At 69.4% G+C, this 13805-nt stretch carries 16 protein-coding genes and 1 pseudogene; 4 read left to right on the forward strand and 13 right to left on the reverse strand.

Annotated elements, in window-relative coordinates; all coding sequences use genetic code 11:
• From WH07_RS32210 to WH07_RS36475, 13 genes and pseudogenes are all read right to left on the reverse strand, one after another.
• Positions 1 to 833, reverse strand: a pseudogene (locus tag WH07_RS32210) (hypothetical protein); the annotation flags it as partial.
• Between the two features lie 74 nt (positions 834 to 907).
• Positions 908 to 1765 carry a DUF2303 family protein gene (locus WH07_RS32215; RefSeq protein WP_046508008.1) on the reverse strand — a complete coding sequence of 286 codons (858 nt, stop codon included), beginning with the start codon at positions 1763 to 1765 and terminating at the stop codon, positions 908 to 910.
• On the reverse strand, positions 1765 to 2142 hold the full coding sequence (locus WH07_RS32220; RefSeq protein ID WP_046508010.1) for a hypothetical protein: 378 nt from the start codon (positions 2140 to 2142) through the stop codon (positions 1765 to 1767). The genes WH07_RS32215 and WH07_RS32220 overlap by 1 nt, the downstream gene beginning before the upstream one ends.
• Positions 2143 to 2164: 22 nt before the next feature.
• Positions 2165 to 2461 carry a hypothetical protein gene (locus WH07_RS32225; protein WP_046508012.1) on the reverse strand — a complete coding sequence of 99 codons (297 nt, stop codon included), beginning with the start codon at positions 2459 to 2461 and terminating at the stop codon, positions 2165 to 2167.
• 68 nt (positions 2462 to 2529) lie between these two features.
• On the reverse strand, positions 2530 to 2805 hold the full coding sequence (locus WH07_RS32230; RefSeq protein ID WP_046508014.1) for a WhiB family transcriptional regulator: 276 nt from the start codon (positions 2803 to 2805) through the stop codon (positions 2530 to 2532).
• Positions 2802 to 4277: a UvrD-helicase domain-containing protein gene (locus WH07_RS32235; RefSeq protein WP_106409735.1), complete on the reverse strand. Its 1476-nt coding sequence runs from the start codon at positions 4275 to 4277 to the stop codon at positions 2802 to 2804. The genes WH07_RS32230 and WH07_RS32235 overlap by 4 nt, the downstream gene beginning before the upstream one ends.
• A 74-nt stretch (positions 4278 to 4351) precedes the next feature.
• Positions 4352 to 5656 (reverse strand): ATP-binding protein, encoded by a 1305-nt coding sequence (locus tag WH07_RS32240; RefSeq protein ID WP_063775865.1) that lies wholly within the window; start codon positions 5654 to 5656, stop codon positions 4352 to 4354.
• Positions 5653 to 5943: a hypothetical protein gene (locus WH07_RS32245; RefSeq protein ID WP_046508016.1), complete on the reverse strand. Its 291-nt coding sequence runs from the start codon at positions 5941 to 5943 to the stop codon at positions 5653 to 5655. Before WH07_RS32245 ends, WH07_RS32240 begins: the two co-directional genes overlap by 4 nt.
• Entirely contained in the window at positions 5940 to 6182 is a 243-nt protein-coding gene (locus WH07_RS32250) for a hypothetical protein (protein WP_046508019.1), read from the reverse strand. Before WH07_RS32250 ends, WH07_RS32245 begins: the two co-directional genes overlap by 4 nt.
• Entirely contained in the window at positions 6179 to 7300 is a 1122-nt protein-coding gene (locus tag WH07_RS32255; protein ID WP_046508021.1) for a hypothetical protein, read from the reverse strand. Before WH07_RS32255 ends, WH07_RS32250 begins: the two co-directional genes overlap by 4 nt.
• Positions 7297 to 7701 carry a response regulator transcription factor gene (locus tag WH07_RS32260; RefSeq protein WP_052744627.1) on the reverse strand — a complete coding sequence of 135 codons (405 nt, stop codon included), beginning with the start codon at positions 7699 to 7701 and terminating at the stop codon, positions 7297 to 7299. The genes WH07_RS32255 and WH07_RS32260 overlap by 4 nt, the downstream gene beginning before the upstream one ends.
• A complete protein-coding gene (locus WH07_RS39180) occupies positions 7698 to 8486 on the reverse strand; it encodes a BN159_2729 family protein (RefSeq protein WP_052744628.1) in 789 nt (262 codons plus the stop codon). Before WH07_RS39180 ends, WH07_RS32260 begins: the two co-directional genes overlap by 4 nt.
• A 77-nt stretch (positions 8487 to 8563) precedes the next feature.
• Positions 8564 to 9004 carry a hypothetical protein gene (locus tag WH07_RS36475; protein WP_157877472.1) on the reverse strand — a complete coding sequence of 147 codons (441 nt, stop codon included), beginning with the start codon at positions 9002 to 9004 and terminating at the stop codon, positions 8564 to 8566.
• A gap of 305 nt (positions 9005 to 9309) precedes the next feature.
• On the opposite strand from WH07_RS36475, the gene WH07_RS32275 reads away from it, so the two are divergent.
• From WH07_RS32275 to WH07_RS32290, 4 genes are all read left to right on the forward strand, one after another.
• Positions 9310 to 9711 (forward strand): helix-turn-helix domain-containing protein, encoded by a 402-nt coding sequence (locus WH07_RS32275; RefSeq protein ID WP_046508022.1) that lies wholly within the window; start codon positions 9310 to 9312, stop codon positions 9709 to 9711.
• Positions 9712 to 10147: 436 nt separating this feature from the next.
• Positions 10148 to 11578 carry a tyrosine-type recombinase/integrase gene (locus WH07_RS32285; RefSeq protein WP_046508028.1) on the forward strand — a complete coding sequence of 477 codons (1431 nt, stop codon included), beginning with the start codon at positions 10148 to 10150 and terminating at the stop codon, positions 11576 to 11578.
• Between the two features lie 395 nt (positions 11579 to 11973).
• Positions 11974 to 12108, forward strand: coding sequence for a DLW-39 family protein (locus WH07_RS41525; RefSeq protein WP_208857699.1), 135 nt, complete (start codon positions 11974 to 11976; stop codon positions 12106 to 12108).
• A gap of 373 nt (positions 12109 to 12481) precedes the next feature.
• A partial coding sequence (locus WH07_RS32290; RefSeq protein ID WP_052744631.1) for a hypothetical protein occupies positions 12482 to 13805 on the forward strand: 1324 nt, incomplete at its 3' end.

Genomic DNA, 13805 nt, shown 5'->3' on the forward strand with positions numbered 1-13805 from the left:
GGCGGGGGGCCGGAGCCGGGGAGAGGTGGGAGTTCGCTCCAGCCAGGCATGAAATACCGGGCGGAATCGACGTCTGTCCTCGCGGCTGCCTTGGCGGCTTGGTTGATCATCGCGTCCACGCCGACCTTCGCGATGAGGCCGAGGACGGGGAACCAGCCGTCGCCTTTGAAGGGCCAGCGGACGATCACTCCGGCTGAGGTGAGGCCATCCACGAGGGGGAGTGCTTGTTCGGGGATGCCGTAGCCGAGGTCGGCGGGCTGGCCAGCTCGCTGGCTAGTAGAGGTAGTAGAGCGAGCAGAGCGAGTAGGTGTCCGGGATTCCCTGACACTGACGTCCGGGATTTCCTGACACTGAGACTCGTCAGTGTCCGGGATTTGCGGACACTGTGATTCAGGCTCAGTGTCCGGGGTTTCCGGACTCTGAGAGGGGTCAGTGTCCGCATTCTCCGGACGCTGAGGCTCAGGCTCAGTGTCAGGGCTTTCCGGATGCTGAGGATCGTCAGTGTCAGGAGAATCCGGACGCTGGGAGTCGTCATCAGCGTCCGGGATTTGCGGACTCTGAAGGGGAAGGATCCGATACTTCGCCGTGCCGTTCTTCTGGCCCGCGCTCACCTTCTCCAGACAGCCCTTCTCGACCAGGGCCTTGATCACCGCGTAGATCTGGGCACGGCTGACCTGCGCCCGGCGGAGGACCTTCGCGGACTCCACGCTGGACCAGGTGATCCGCGTGGTGTCGCGGGCGTCGTCCGCCAGCACCAAGAGCGCGAGCTTCTCGCGGTGCGTCAGCGTCGTCGGGGCGTAGTCGAGCACCTCGACGTACAGGCGGCTGCCCACGGATCTCCTTGGGGGGTGGTGCGGGGGTGGTGCGGCCAGCCGGGGAAGTGACCGGCCGCACCTGGGGCGGAACGTCAGTGGAGAGGGGAGCCGTTCAGCACCGCGATCTCCTCGGGGATGCCGTTGTCGACGAGCGTCCGGATGTCCTCGAACGCCGCGGCAAGGACGTCACCGGGGCGCTCGATCTTGATGCCGAGACGGAGACCTTCCTTGCTCAGCCGGTACTTGAAGCGGGCGATCACCCGGTACGGCTCGGAGCCCTCGAACGGCCTGAGTGCGAGCGTCAGCGTCCCGGGGATCGTGATGTCCCCGCGGTGGCCGGCCTTCGCCTGAACGTCCTCGACGTACGAGAACCGGCGCTGCCCGGAGTCGAGACGCTGGGACGACTGGAACTCGGCGCTGGTGGTCGCCTGGAACGACTCGGCCAGCTCCAGCATCGTCGCGGAGTCCGGCTCCACCAGATCGACGAGGTTGTCCTCGATGAACTCGGCGAAGTCACCCTGCGGCATGAGGCGGTCGTCGATGCCCATCCACGCACGCCAGGCCGCGGTCGGCCGGAGAGAGAGGTGGAGGCGGTGCTCGGACCAGCGAGGGGCGTCCGACTGGTGTGCGTCCAGGACGGCGGTGATCGTGTGGCGCTCGACGTCCGCGTAGACCTCGCTGTCGAAGTCGCCGTGCTTGTCGAAGTAGGCCAGGAAGCTGTCGACGTCGCGGACCGTGGTGGTGCCGGTCTTCCTCGGGGGGACGCCCGTGAACTTGGGCCCGGTCAGGTCGAGCTGGTGGGCCTTTCCGTCCGGGGTGACGAGGCTGTAGACCTTGCCCGGGGTCAGCTCGGCGGGCCGGGCCGACCGGAGCGCGACGTCAACCACGGCCTGGGCCACGTTGCGCTGGTCGGGCAGGGGGAGACCGGTGTCGTAGGTGAGGACGGGCATCAGTTGGCGCTCCTGAGCTTCTGAGAGTTGGCGGGGATGGTGTCGACTTCACGGAGCCCTGTGATCACGGGCTGGCGCGGGTCGGTGCGGGAGAGGTTGCCGTCGTCGGTGACGAAGAAGATGCTCTTCGGGCGCTCGGCCTTGGGGGCCTTCACGGCAACGCTGTCGGTGACGGTCAGGGTCCGGCCGTCCGTACCGGAGATGGGCTTGACGTCGATCTTCAGCGCGAGGGAACCGGCCCGGCCGGTCTCTCGTACGGCGGCGAGCAGCTCGTGCAGCTTCTCGGACAGCTCGTCGTGCAGCGTGCCGCCGGACTGCTCCTGGAGGAACGCGGCGAACGGCCGGACCGTGCGCTGCTCCTCGTTCTCGGTGGACATGCGATCCCTTCGTGATTCGTGATCAGTGCCGCGCGACGGCTTGTTGCGCGGCGCGGTAGGTGTGGGCGGCGGCCCGGCGCTTGCCGGAGGCCACCGCGCGGGCGTCGAACAGGGCGCTGGCGCTCTGCGGGGACGGGGTGGTCCAGGCGCCGGCGGGCCAGCCGGGGCCGGTCTGGGGCTCCGGCTGCCCGGCGAGCGCGGCCGGGGTGTGCAGCGGGCAGCGCAGGCCGGGGAGGTACCGGCGGACGCCGACGACGGCGCGGCAGTAGGCGCGCTCGTCCCCGAGCCAGAGGCTGCACTCGGGCATCTGCTCGTCCATCGGTCTCCTTCCGGGGTGGTGGCCTGGTGCGCGGCCGGTGCAGAGGGGTCACGGCCGCGCACCAGGAGTCAGGCCGCAGCGGCGGCGCGGGCGGCCTTGCGGCGGCTGGCAGCAAGGTCATGGCGCTGCCCCTTGGTGAGCCCGCCCCGGATGCCGTGACGCATCTGATAGCCCTTGCCCTTCTCCTCGTCCATGGCGGCCTCCAGGCACTCGATCCGGATCTCGCAGCCGGAGCAGGTCGACAGCGCGAGCCGGGTGTCGGCCTGGTCCGCCTCGCGGAACCAGAGGTCGACATCCATGTCGCGGCATGCCGCCTTCGCCCAGTCCGGCGCGTCGGACGTCATGCCGACACCGCCGTGATCGTGGACACCCAGGCGAGAGCCTGGCTGTCGAGGCGCTCCCGGGCCCGGGTCACCGCGACGTACGCGAGGCGACCCTCCTCGCGCTTCAGCAAGACGTGCCCGGTCTCCGGATTCGGCTTCGGCGGCCGGAAGTCGGAGTGGATCCGCACGCGGTTCCACTCGCGGCCCTTCGCCTTGTGCGCGGTCGACACCACCAGCTCGGCGCGGTTCTCGGCGACGAGCTGGTCAGCGGCGGCCACGATCCGGTCGGTCCCGTGCTCATCGATGAGCTTCACCAAGACCTTCATCGACCCGTCTTCTTCCTCCGCGTACTCCCGTACGGCATCCCATGACGGGAACGCGATCAGTTCCGGGTGGTCGGTCGGGCGGCCGTCCTGAAGCGCCTCGGCAGCCCAGGCGAGGCGCTTGATCTCGGAGCCTCCGCCGACGAGTGCGACTTTCCGGCCGGTGGTCAGGGCCTCCATGACGATGCCCATGGCGCCGCTGTTGCTGCGGCAGAGGATCGCGTCCGGGGCGTCGACCGGGCCGATCGAGGAATCGCACTGGTCGAACCCAGTGAGCCGGAGGGGCGCGTCGATGACGCGGAGCCACCGGTTCGCCTCGTCGGCGATCGCCGGACCGAAGCGGAAACTCTGGGACAGCGTCAGCTCGGGGCAGCCGAGGGCCTGAACGAACCCATGGAGCGCGTCCCGGGCACCGCGCCACTCGTAGATCGCCTGCGAGCTGTCCCCGACCGCGATCCGCTGCGCGTGGTCCTGGTCCAGGATCACAGCCGCGAGGACATCGTTGGTGTCCTGCGCCTCGTCCAGCAGCACCACGTCGACCGGCAACTTCGGGCCGGACAGGGCCCAGAGCTTGAGGTAGTAGTCGTGGTCGAACCGCAGGACACCGTCCTCGGTAGTGAGGTCGGCCCACGCGGCGTGGGCGACGGGCAGCACCAGGGCGCCGAGCTGCTCCCGTACCTCCGGCTTGGTGAGCCCGTCGTACCTGGGCACGTGCCGGGAGGTGATCTCGGGGTCGCTGCTGTGGCACCAGCGGGAGATGGTGTCCAGCGCGCACCGCATGATGATCTTGCCGGTCATGGCCTTCGGCACGCCGAGGTCCGTCGGGATGGCGGGGGTCGCGCCGATGATGCCGAGGATCGACTTGACGTCGAGGGCCTGGGCTGCGGCGTGTGCGGTCTGGCGCGGGCGGTTCAGGCGCGGCAAGAACTTCGGGTCGAAGGCCAGGCCGTGCCCGGTGCTCGCCGCGACGTTGGCGGGGAAGCTGCGCCTCGCATCAGCCGCGATCGACTTGTTGTAGGCGACGTACGTCATCCGGCGGCGCGGGTCCGACTTCGCGATGAGCTTCAGCGTGCTCGACTTGCCGCATCCGGCGCCGGCCTGGAGGACCAGGTCGATGCCGTCGCCGTAGGTGTCGATGGCCTCGGCCTGCTCGGGGGTGGGGTCCACCACTGGGGTGTTCCTCCTCTCGGGGGTGGTGCGGGCCCCGCCGCGATCGGTCGGCGGGACCCGCAGTCAGTGGTGGATCAGGCGGCGGCAGGCTGCTGGGCGTCGAGGAGGCCCTGGACCATCGCGTTGAAATCCCCGGCCGGGTCGGCGCGGTCACCGAAGTTGGAGAGCGTGTCGAGCAGGGTGTTCGCCTCGTCGAGCGTCAACTCGTTCGCGGACCCGATCTGGCGGCCGATGATCAGCGCGGTCGCGTGGAGCCGACGCTCCCGGTCGTCCTTCGCGCCGAGGCCGACCTTGGTGAAGCAGGCGTGCATCATCCGCATCTGCGGCGCTGTCACCGGCGCGTCGCCGGTCGGCCCGGCCGGAGGCTGCTGGGGGGCCGCCGGGGTCGGCTGCTCCTGTCCGGCTTGGTTGCCGGTCGTCGGCTCCATCGCCCTACTCGGTGCGGCGGCTGTCTGCCCGGCGGTCGCCGGGGCCATCACCGACTTGAGCTGGCGGCCACGCTCCACGATCACGTCACCCAGCGACGTCGGAGCCCCGGTCACCGGATGCAGGACGGCCGACCCCAGCAGCCGGTACCGCTCCGCTCGCTTGTGCAGCGCCAGAGCCCCCGCGTAGGTCAGGTCCTCGCTCACGGCCTCGTCGAGCAGCGACGCCGAGTCCGGCACGGACTCACCGTCGTTCAGCCACTCCAGGACGGTTGCGGCCATGTCCGGTCCGGGACGGTTGATCACCGCGCCGGAGAGCGCCTGGCACCGAGACTTCGTAACGACGAGGGTGTTCTCCTGGTCGAGGTCGCCGACGATGTCGAACTCGTACTCCAGGCCCTCACGCTGCTCGGCCTTCGTGCCGACCTTGCGGACCGTCTTCTTCCTGGTCCGCTGGTCCTCCTCGACGACCCACTCGGACTTCGTGCGCAACGTCACAATGACGTGCCCGGGGTAGGCCAACAGGGCATCGATCATGGCCCGTTCGAAAGGCTTGGCGTCCTTCCAGCCGCCGAAGTTCCCGCCGCCCCCGCCTCGCTTGCCGATCGCGTCGACGAGTTCGAGCATGCCGCCCTGGCCCATCCAGAAGTGCGACAGCGAGTCGACGATCACGACGTCGAAGCGCGCGTCGGCGGCGGCGGCAAGGGCCTTGGGGAGGTCTCGGGGGTCGTACGTGTGCATCTGGAGGGTCTGGAACTCGAATCCCTGCCCGGACTTGCCTCGGGCGTACTTCGAGGCAGAGCCCCGCTCGGTGTCGATGAGGGCGACACTGTCCCCCATGGCGGTGGCCAGGGTGAGGGCGGTGAAGGTCTTGCCCGAGCCGCTGGGACCTTCCAGCGCGATGCGGGCTCGGGCCTGTTCGCGGGTGGCGGGGGCGAAGGTGAACGTCGTCACGAGGTGCTCCGGGTGCGCTGAGTGGGCATAGGGCGGGCGCCGGTGGCCTTGAGGACCCAGTCGGCGCAGGCGATGACCGCGCCGTACTTCGCCTTCTTCCGGCGGTGGATGGCGCGCGTGTCCGTGGCGCCGGGCTGGAACTCGATGGCGGCGTGGTCGCGGAGGCCAGCCGCGAGGTCGGCGCCGGTCTCGGCGCGCAGCTCGCTAAGCAGCCGCGCGGCCTCGGAGGGCGGCATCGGTGTGCGCCTCTTGGTGAGGGCCTGGTAGATGCTCGTGTAGGCGCTCATCCGGCCTCACCCAGCTTCACGCCCGCGACCCGGTACCACTCGCGGTACTCAGGCGAGCTCATGCCGGGCTCGGCGCCGTCCACGGGCGCCTGCATCGCGACGGCGGCGACCAGGGCGAGCGTCGCGTGGGCCTGTGCCTCGGCCGTCAGGGCGGCGCCGGTGGCCGGGTTGCCGTCTCCGTGGTAGTTGGCGAGGGCAAGCAGGCGCTCGGCCTCGTGGTAGTGCTCGGGGCCGTTCACCGCTCGCCGCCTTCCTGGGAGGCGGAGGTGTTGGTGCGGCCCACCGCCTGGCCGGTCTTCCAGTCGTCCTCGCCGTAGGCGTAGGGCTCCCACCGGCCGTCGAAGTACCGCCAGCCGATCGCGGTGCGCTCACCGTCTTCGGGGTGGGCGGTGACGGCGTCGCAGCGGAACTTCCACCCGTACTGAGGGAACTCGGGGTGGGTGTAGGTGTGGTCGGGCTGGAAGAAGTCAGGCACCTGGGCGGCGAGGAACTCGGCTCGGTCGGCGTGGTTGGCCGCACACTGCGGGCACAGCCAGCCGTCGCCATGCTGTTCCCAGCCTCGCTCGGCGGCCTTCGACGACCACTCGCCCCGGCGGCAGCGCGGGTTGGCGCAGCCGAGCAGCTCGCCAAGAGGAGTGGACTCGCCCGCCGCCTGCTCGCGGGTCACCGCCCGCCTGGCCTCGGCGGCGGCAGCGAAGAGCAGGCTCTTGGCAACCCCAGCAGCGACCTCATCCATGGCCGTCAGCTGGCTGATCTCGTTGACCAGCGCGGCAATCTCATCCGGCTCGCCGCTCAGTGCAAGTTCACCGAGGTCTTCGACCTTGCCGGTCAGGTCGTACGACGGCTCCTCGCGCATGGCCAGAGCGAGCGCAATGAGCGCGGCGGCCCGATCCGTATCGCGAGCAGCCTCCAGCTCGGCGACTCGGCCCTTCCAGTGGTTGCGGTCCGCTTCCATCGCGACCAGCTCACGAGTCCGCTCCGAGAGCAGGCCGGGCCCACGCTGGGCACGCTCCACCAGCTCAGCGTTTTCCGCCTTCAACCGTCGCCCGTACGCCTCACGGCCCCGAGCCTCAGCCACCCGCCGACGGAGCAGCCCCTGCACCTCCGTCAGCCGTGTCCGCAGCCCGTCGCGGTCGGCCTCGGCGTCAAGCAGACGACGCAGCACCGGCGCCGCCCGCTCCCCCATATATGAGGACAGGTTCAGGCAGAACAGGTCCTCCCACTTCGGGTGCTCGTGATCCTGGCGGTCAGCGATCGCCTTGCCGAACGACACGAGCAGGCTGTCGGTCGCGGGCTTCGCGTCGCCGAGCTGCTGCGCGATGACAGCCCGGCTCTCCGGGCTCAGGGCCTGATTCACGCCGACCCCCTACGACGCGTCTGACGGCGCTTCGCCGGAACCGAGATCAGCTCCAAGCCGATCCCGATTGCCACAGCCTCAGCCGCCGTACGCGCCCCCAACTTCTTGAAGAGCAGGCGGCGATGCGTCTTGATCGTGAACTCGGACAGGCACAGCCGCCGGGCCATATCCGCCGTACGCTCGCCCACCGCCAGCGTCCGCAACACCTCCCGCTGCTGGGGCGAGAGGACCACCTCCCGGTGCACCACCGGGACCTCGGGGTCGATCACAGCCGTCGTAGCGGCCCGAGCCAGCCCCTCCACCTGCCTCGTCGTCAGAGGGAGATCATGCTCGTCGGCGTGAGCGATCAGCGCTCCTCGGAACGTGCTCGTCAGCGTTACCTTCTGCTCCGGTGTCGTCACGCCGCACCCCCGGCGGCCGACACGGGAACCTCGTCCCGTACGGCCGTCAGCGGGCCGACGAACTCAACGACGCGCGCAAGCGAGCACCGCGCGTACGTCGGATCGTCGCGCCGGGACAGCAGCGGCATCCCGTCCGTACGAAGCTGCCGGTAGTCCCAGATGCCCCCCTTCTGATCCCGAAGGGGAAGTGCCAGGTCGAACACACCCCCGCCGTACCGGAACGGCATCGTCGCGGCGGCCACCGTCCGGGCCTCCGTCTGCGGCGCGTCATACGCCACGACCGAAACCCCGACGCCGCCTCGGTGTCCGGAGCCGATGTACGCGTACTCCGGCGACCCCGGCTCCTCCTCGGTGATACCGAGGTATCGGCACCACCCGGCCCACTGAGCCACGCTGGTGATCTGTGCCGAGACGAGCACCCGCTCGCGGCTCGTCCGTACGTCGAGCAGCCCGGTGCCGACAGCGTGCTCCCCACCCATCTCCGTACGGATCTGCTCCGCGAGCCGGGCAGCCCGGCCGAGCGCCGCATCCCAGGCCAGGGCCTGCGCCTCCAGCTCGGTGCGCGGCTCATCCGTCCACTGGCCGCCGCTCGTACGGCGCAGGACGATCAGGCTGTTGCGGCGCGGGTTGGCGAGGATGCCGGCCTCGTCGAGGGCAACCGCCAGCGTGGTGGCGGTGCGGTCGTCGGTGCCGGTGATCTCGCGGATCTTCGCGATTGCCCGAGGGATGGTTCTGTTTCCGCGACCTCGTTCGGATGGCGGAGTGGGGTTAGCCTGTGTGTTCACGGCCTACCTCTCGTTCTGGTGGGGTTGGTTGGGGTCGCCCTGGTGCTGGCGTGCGGGGGCGGCCCCGCTGTGTGTGGTCAGGCCGAGCGCTGGAGGCGCTGGCCTTCGAGAACCGCTGCCGGGTCGAATCGCCTGGACCGACCGACGTAGATCAGGCCGGGCCACAGCTCGCCACGGGCCCTCGCCTCCTGGATCTGCGCGTCGATCCACGACATCGACTTCCGCAGGAAGCGGGACAGCTCCGCTTGATCCATGAGCCGCTCCGGAAGGGCGGTCGGGCCCTCGCCAGGCTCCGTTCTCCGTGTAGATGTAGATTCGTCGAGCCTGAAAATGGCGTCCTCGAAGAAGTCGGCGATCTCCCGGTCGAGTGCAGCCGCGATGAGCTGTGCCGCTCGGTCGCTGCACGTCTCGCGGACGGATTTGCCGCCGCCGACGATGAAGCCGACATATGAAGGGGACAGGCCCTCGCCGGTCGGGTCGATCTCCTTGGTCTTGGCGGCGAGGAGGCTGACGCTCATGCCGGCGGCCTTCATGGCCTTCCGGATGGGCGCTCCGTGGTCTCGTCGTCGCATGGGAACCAACCTCTTCGGCTTGCTGTGGGCTGTGACGTGAAGGGGTGTGCCGGTCGCGCTGACCTGCACTATCTACAGTCTCTATGTAGATGGAGATTGAGTCAAGAGGGTGAGTGGCGTGGCCAGGTGCGGCACGTGTGCCCATTTGGGGCGTACAGGGGTGATGTAGGTGGAGTGGGAGCGGTCAAATCCTGGTCAGCGTTCTCCGGTCTACTTGCATATGTAGATGCCGATGCCGGACCATCTCCCTCGTGACTACCGGCCAAGACGACCCCGGCGACCACCCCGCCGCCGAGCAGGGCGAAGACTTGGGGGCGCTCCTCACGCGCGCGCTGGCCCAGGCCGACAGAACGCAGAAGGAACTCGCGGCGGCTGCCGGTATCCGGTACTCGACGCTGAACCACTGGGTGGCCGGCCGCCGGGGCACGTCGCGGGTGGACCCAGAGGTGTTCCGGGGCATGGCGGAAGTGCTGCGCCGCTGGGGAGCTGACGTCACGGTGCGGCAGATTTTCGCCGCCATCGGCCGACCGGTCCCCGGCCCGAGCGATCAGGAGCGCGAGGAGCGGCTTCTGAGGATCTACCGGGCTCTGTCGACCGACCGGCAACGAGACCTCATCCGGATCGCGGAAGCGATGGGGCGCCCGGCCTCGTGAACAGTAAGGGTTGCCTTACGAAGGGCGGTTTTTTGCCACTGATTTGACACTAAACTAGTTTGGCCAAACTCTTCGCACATCCTCCACACACAGGCTAGCCTCGGCTCCCTGCCGACCTCCCGCGGCGCACTTCGTACTTCGCTCGCGTACCTGGGGGGTTCCTGTGTGTATCCGTATCGCCGTGGTCGACTCGGACCAGTCGGAGATCGCCATCTGGGACCCGGACGCCGTCGAGATTCGCGTCCAAGGGGGCACCCATCCACACGACCTGATCAGAGAACTTCACGCGCTCCTGGCCATCGACCTCGGTGTGTTCACCACCGCCGCTGGCGCCGGCCTCCGCTGCTTCTGCGGAGCACCCCTCGTGCTCCCCGACCTTTCTTCGGTCCCAGCAGCCGTGCCCGGCGCATCGACTCTCTGATCAGGAGCACACCGCATGGTGCGCAAGAAGGCCCCCGCGAAGGCCTCCACCTCCACCACCAATCCACGTCCCAACCCGAGCATGCGGTGCGGCTGCCCGCCGTGCCTCGCGAAGTACCCGGGCGACCGGCCGCCCACCGACGAGCACATAGGGAGCTGGGAGGCGCGCTACACCGACCCCTCAGGTCGAGGCCGCAGCAAGAACAAGCCGACGTACTCCGCGGCGGTCGAGTTCCTTGAGGAGACTCGTACGGAAATGCGCAAGCGGACCTGGATCGATCCCGCCCGCGGCGAGATCACCCTCGGCGCCTGGTGGCGGCTGTGGTGGCCCACCCAGACCAAAGGCGAGCTGCGGATCGAGCACTGGACGCAGTCCCAGCTCCGGGACGAGGGGATGTGGCGCAACCACATCGCGCCCACTTTCGCTGGCGTCAAGCTGTTCGAGATGGAGTGGCGAGAGACCCAACTGTGGGTCAACGGGCTGCACGACGAGAACGGCGGCCCGCTCGCCGCCAGCTCGGTGACGAAGTGCTTCCAGGTCCTGGACCGGATGCTGGAAGACGCGAAGCGCGACAGGCGGATTCCCTTCAATCCGGCCGAGGGCGTGAAGCTGCCGACGGTGAAGAAGAAGCATCCGGAGGACAGGAGGCCGCCGAGCTATGCCCAGCTCTGGCTCATCCGCCACCAGCTCCCGAAGCACTTTCACAACCTTCTCGTCGTGGCGCAGGAGACCGGCCTCCGCTTCCAGGAGCTGGCCGGCCTCCGCTGGTGCAACGTCGACTTCGCTGGGCGGCGGATCCACGTTCGTGAGGTCCTGATCGAGCCGCGAGGGAAGATCAAGCGGAAGGCATACCCGAAGTCGGACGCGGGCCTCAGAACGGTGCCGATGACCGGGCTCGCGGCGCGCGCGTTGCGGGAGGTGTGGGCGGCGGAGCCGGGCGCCAGCCGTAACGAGTCGGCGCTCAAAGATGGGCTGTGCGAGAACGAGCTGGTGTTCCACGGGAGAAACAAGGTGCGCCGCGGATCCCGAACGAACGGCGGCGCGGGCGAGCCCTACCGGGCACCGCTGAGGCGGTCTGCGTTCCACCGGCTCTGGATTGCCGCCATCCAGGCCGCCGGAGTAGCACGGGCCACGGTCCGGACTGTCAATGTGCAGAAGCGGGACAAGGTCACCGGCCGGACCCGGGCAGTGAAGGAGGACCGTACGGACTGGTGGCCCGACTTCCACGACACCCGGCACGCGTTCGCCTCACGGCTCCACGCCCACGGGGTTCCGGAGGTTGTCACTCAGGAGATCCTCGGGCACGAGCGCGCTGGTGAGGTGACGTGGCTCTACACGCACGCGGCAGCCGACTTCGCGGGTCAGGTTCTGGCGGCACTGGAGGACGGGAAGCCTGGTGTTCCTGTCCGCAAACGTCCCCATCTGCGGCCGGTGCGAGCGGCGTGATGTCTGCCTCGGACACCACCCGAAACTACCCCGCTGCTACCCCAGAACTACCCCAGCGGGCGAGTGGGCCGGGCTGGGGTGAGGGTGGGTTGAGCTATGTAGACAGGTGTAGATGGGGCCTATCCCCTACATACGGTTGAGCTGCACGCATCAGCCTGTTAGGGGTCCATCCTGATAAGGATGAGGCCACAGGTTCAAATCCTGTTAGCCCCACCGCGACAATCGGGCCCGTACGGAGCATCTCCGTACGGGCTCGATTGCATTTGTCCGGCCGGCTGTTTTTCTGCCTGATCAAGGCCGTAGTTGGGTTGCGGGCAGGTCACCGATCGGTATCGGTCGGTGTGTATAGTCGGGCGGCAGAAGTCCCCTACGTCAAGGAAAGACGAGGTCGCGCGGTGAAGAAGCTTCTCCTGATCGCACTGGCCGCCATTGGCGGGCTCCTCGTGTACCGCCAGATCCAGGCGGATCGCGCCGAGCAGGATCTGTGGACGGAGGCGACCGACTCCGTGCCCGCAGGTTCGGGTGTGTGAGACGCAACAGTCCTGAAGAGTGGAAGCCCCGGCCGCCGAGCGGCCGGGGCTTCGTGCTGCCAGGGGCGTGGACCGGGGTGGAACGGGTGCGAGGCATTGGGGCCGGGAGGCGCGGGGGTGGTTCACCGGGCATGGGCCGCTTCACTGGCGCGAACTGTTCGCTTGCGCAAGCAAAGTCGTACGGGTGAACCGGGCGGGTGGGACAGTGGCGGATCCGCCGGGGCAGGATGGACGGACGCCGCGACCGCTGCGGCGCGTAGGGGCTTTGGGCCGGGTCCGGCAGGTCGGCGAGATCCGAACGAGAGGCCCTGGGTCCTGTCCCGCGAAGATTCGCCGGACAGGACCTGACGGCCGATAGGGCGAGGGGAAGCGCGTGAAGTGGCAGCGCAGCAGGGGCCGGGCGGTGTCGGCCGGGGCGGCGGCGACGGGCATGGCGGTGGCGGCGATATGCGCCGTGGTGGCACTGCCGGGGCAGGCGGTGGCGGCGGACGCCGAGCCGAGCCCGTATGTCTTCGACCCGGGGGCCCGGCGGATCGAGGGCGCGACGGGCGTCGGCGGGGCGAAGTCGCTGGCCGCGGGCGCCACGTACCGCGACTCGATCGAGCCGGGCGGCAAGCTGGTCTACCGGCTGGATCTCGACGCCCGGACGAACGCGTATGTTTCAGCGGTGGCCGTGCCCTCGCTCGGTACGACCGTCGCCTACGGGGACCGGATCAAGGTGTCCGTACAGGACCCACAGGGCCGCGACTGCTCCTCCAACGACGCGCAGTTCGGCTCGTCCGGCCGCTTTCCCCGGCCGCTGGCGGCGTACGCGTACCGGATGATCGAACAGGGCGCGCACGCGTGCCAGGAGGCCGGCCCGTACTACGTCGTCATCGAGCGGACCAGTGAGGACACCTCCTCCCCCGAGCCCTGGGAGCTGGAGATCCGCCATGTCGCCGAGCCGGGGCTCAAGGCGGCCGGTCCCACCGAGGCGCCTTCCGACTGGCCCAGCGCCTCGCCGGCGCCGGCCGGGGGTACGGCACGGGCGCGTGAGGGCGGCACGGGCTTCAACGACGCCGAGGACCTGGCCGACGGCGCGTGGACGGCGTCCATCGAACCGGGCGAGACGCTCTTCTACAGGGTGCCGGTGGACTGGGGGCAGCAGCTCTTCGCCACTGCGGGGCTGGGCACTTCGCCGGGGCGCGGCTTTGTGAGCGGCGCACTGGCGATGTCCCTCTACAACCCGGCGCGGGGGCTCGTCGACAGCGCCGGTTCGATGGCGTACTCCGGCAGGGAGAGGACCACCGCGCTCGACGCGCTGCCCCCGGTGGCGTACGAGAACCGTTTTGGTTCGCGTGCCGGGGACAAGGAGATGCGCTTCGCGGGCTGGTACTACCTGAAGGTCAGTCTCAATCCGCAGGTGGGCGAGGAGTTCGGCCCGGGGCCATACGGGCTGACGATGCGGGTGGACGTGGAGGGCGAGGCGCGGCAGGGGCCGGAGTACGACGGGCCCGCGGGCGATTTCACCGTGGCGGGCGGCGGTACGGACGGTACGGACGAGGCGGGCGGCACGGCGAGCGACAGCACCACGATGGCGGTGGTCGCGGCGAGCGGGATCGGCGCGGGTACGGCGCTGGTGCTCGGGCTGGGGGTGTGGACGCTGGTCGCGCGGCGGCGCGGACGCCGGAGCCAGGGCCCCGGGCGGGGGACGGGGG

Origin of the sequence: Streptomyces odonnellii (assembly GCF_000981895.1) — a bacterium.
Taxonomy (GTDB): Bacteria; Actinomycetota; Actinomycetes; order Streptomycetales; family Streptomycetaceae; genus Streptomyces; species Streptomyces odonnellii.

Coding starts and splice junctions, on each gene's coding strand:
- WH07_RS36475 (WP_157877472.1), bottom strand. CDS start 9,004: ATGAGCGTCAGCCTCCTCGCCGCCAAGACCAAGGAGATCGACCCGACC.
- WH07_RS32225 (WP_046508012.1), bottom strand. CDS start 2,461: ATGGACGAGCAGATGCCCGAGTGCAGCCTCTGGCTCGGGGACGAGCGC.
- WH07_RS32215 (WP_046508008.1), bottom strand. CDS start 1,765: ATGCCCGTCCTCACCTACGACACCGGTCTCCCCCTGCCCGACCAGCGC.
- WH07_RS32245 (WP_046508016.1), bottom strand. CDS start 5,943: ATGAGCGCCTACACGAGCATCTACCAGGCCCTCACCAAGAGGCGCACA.
- WH07_RS32285 (WP_046508028.1), top strand. CDS start 10,148: ATGGTGCGCAAGAAGGCCCCCGCGAAGGCCTCCACCTCCACCACCAAT.
- WH07_RS32230 (WP_046508014.1), bottom strand. CDS start 2,805: ATGACGTCCGACGCGCCGGACTGGGCGAAGGCGGCATGCCGCGACATG.
- WH07_RS32220 (WP_046508010.1), bottom strand. CDS start 2,142: ATGTCCACCGAGAACGAGGAGCAGCGCACGGTCCGGCCGTTCGCCGCG.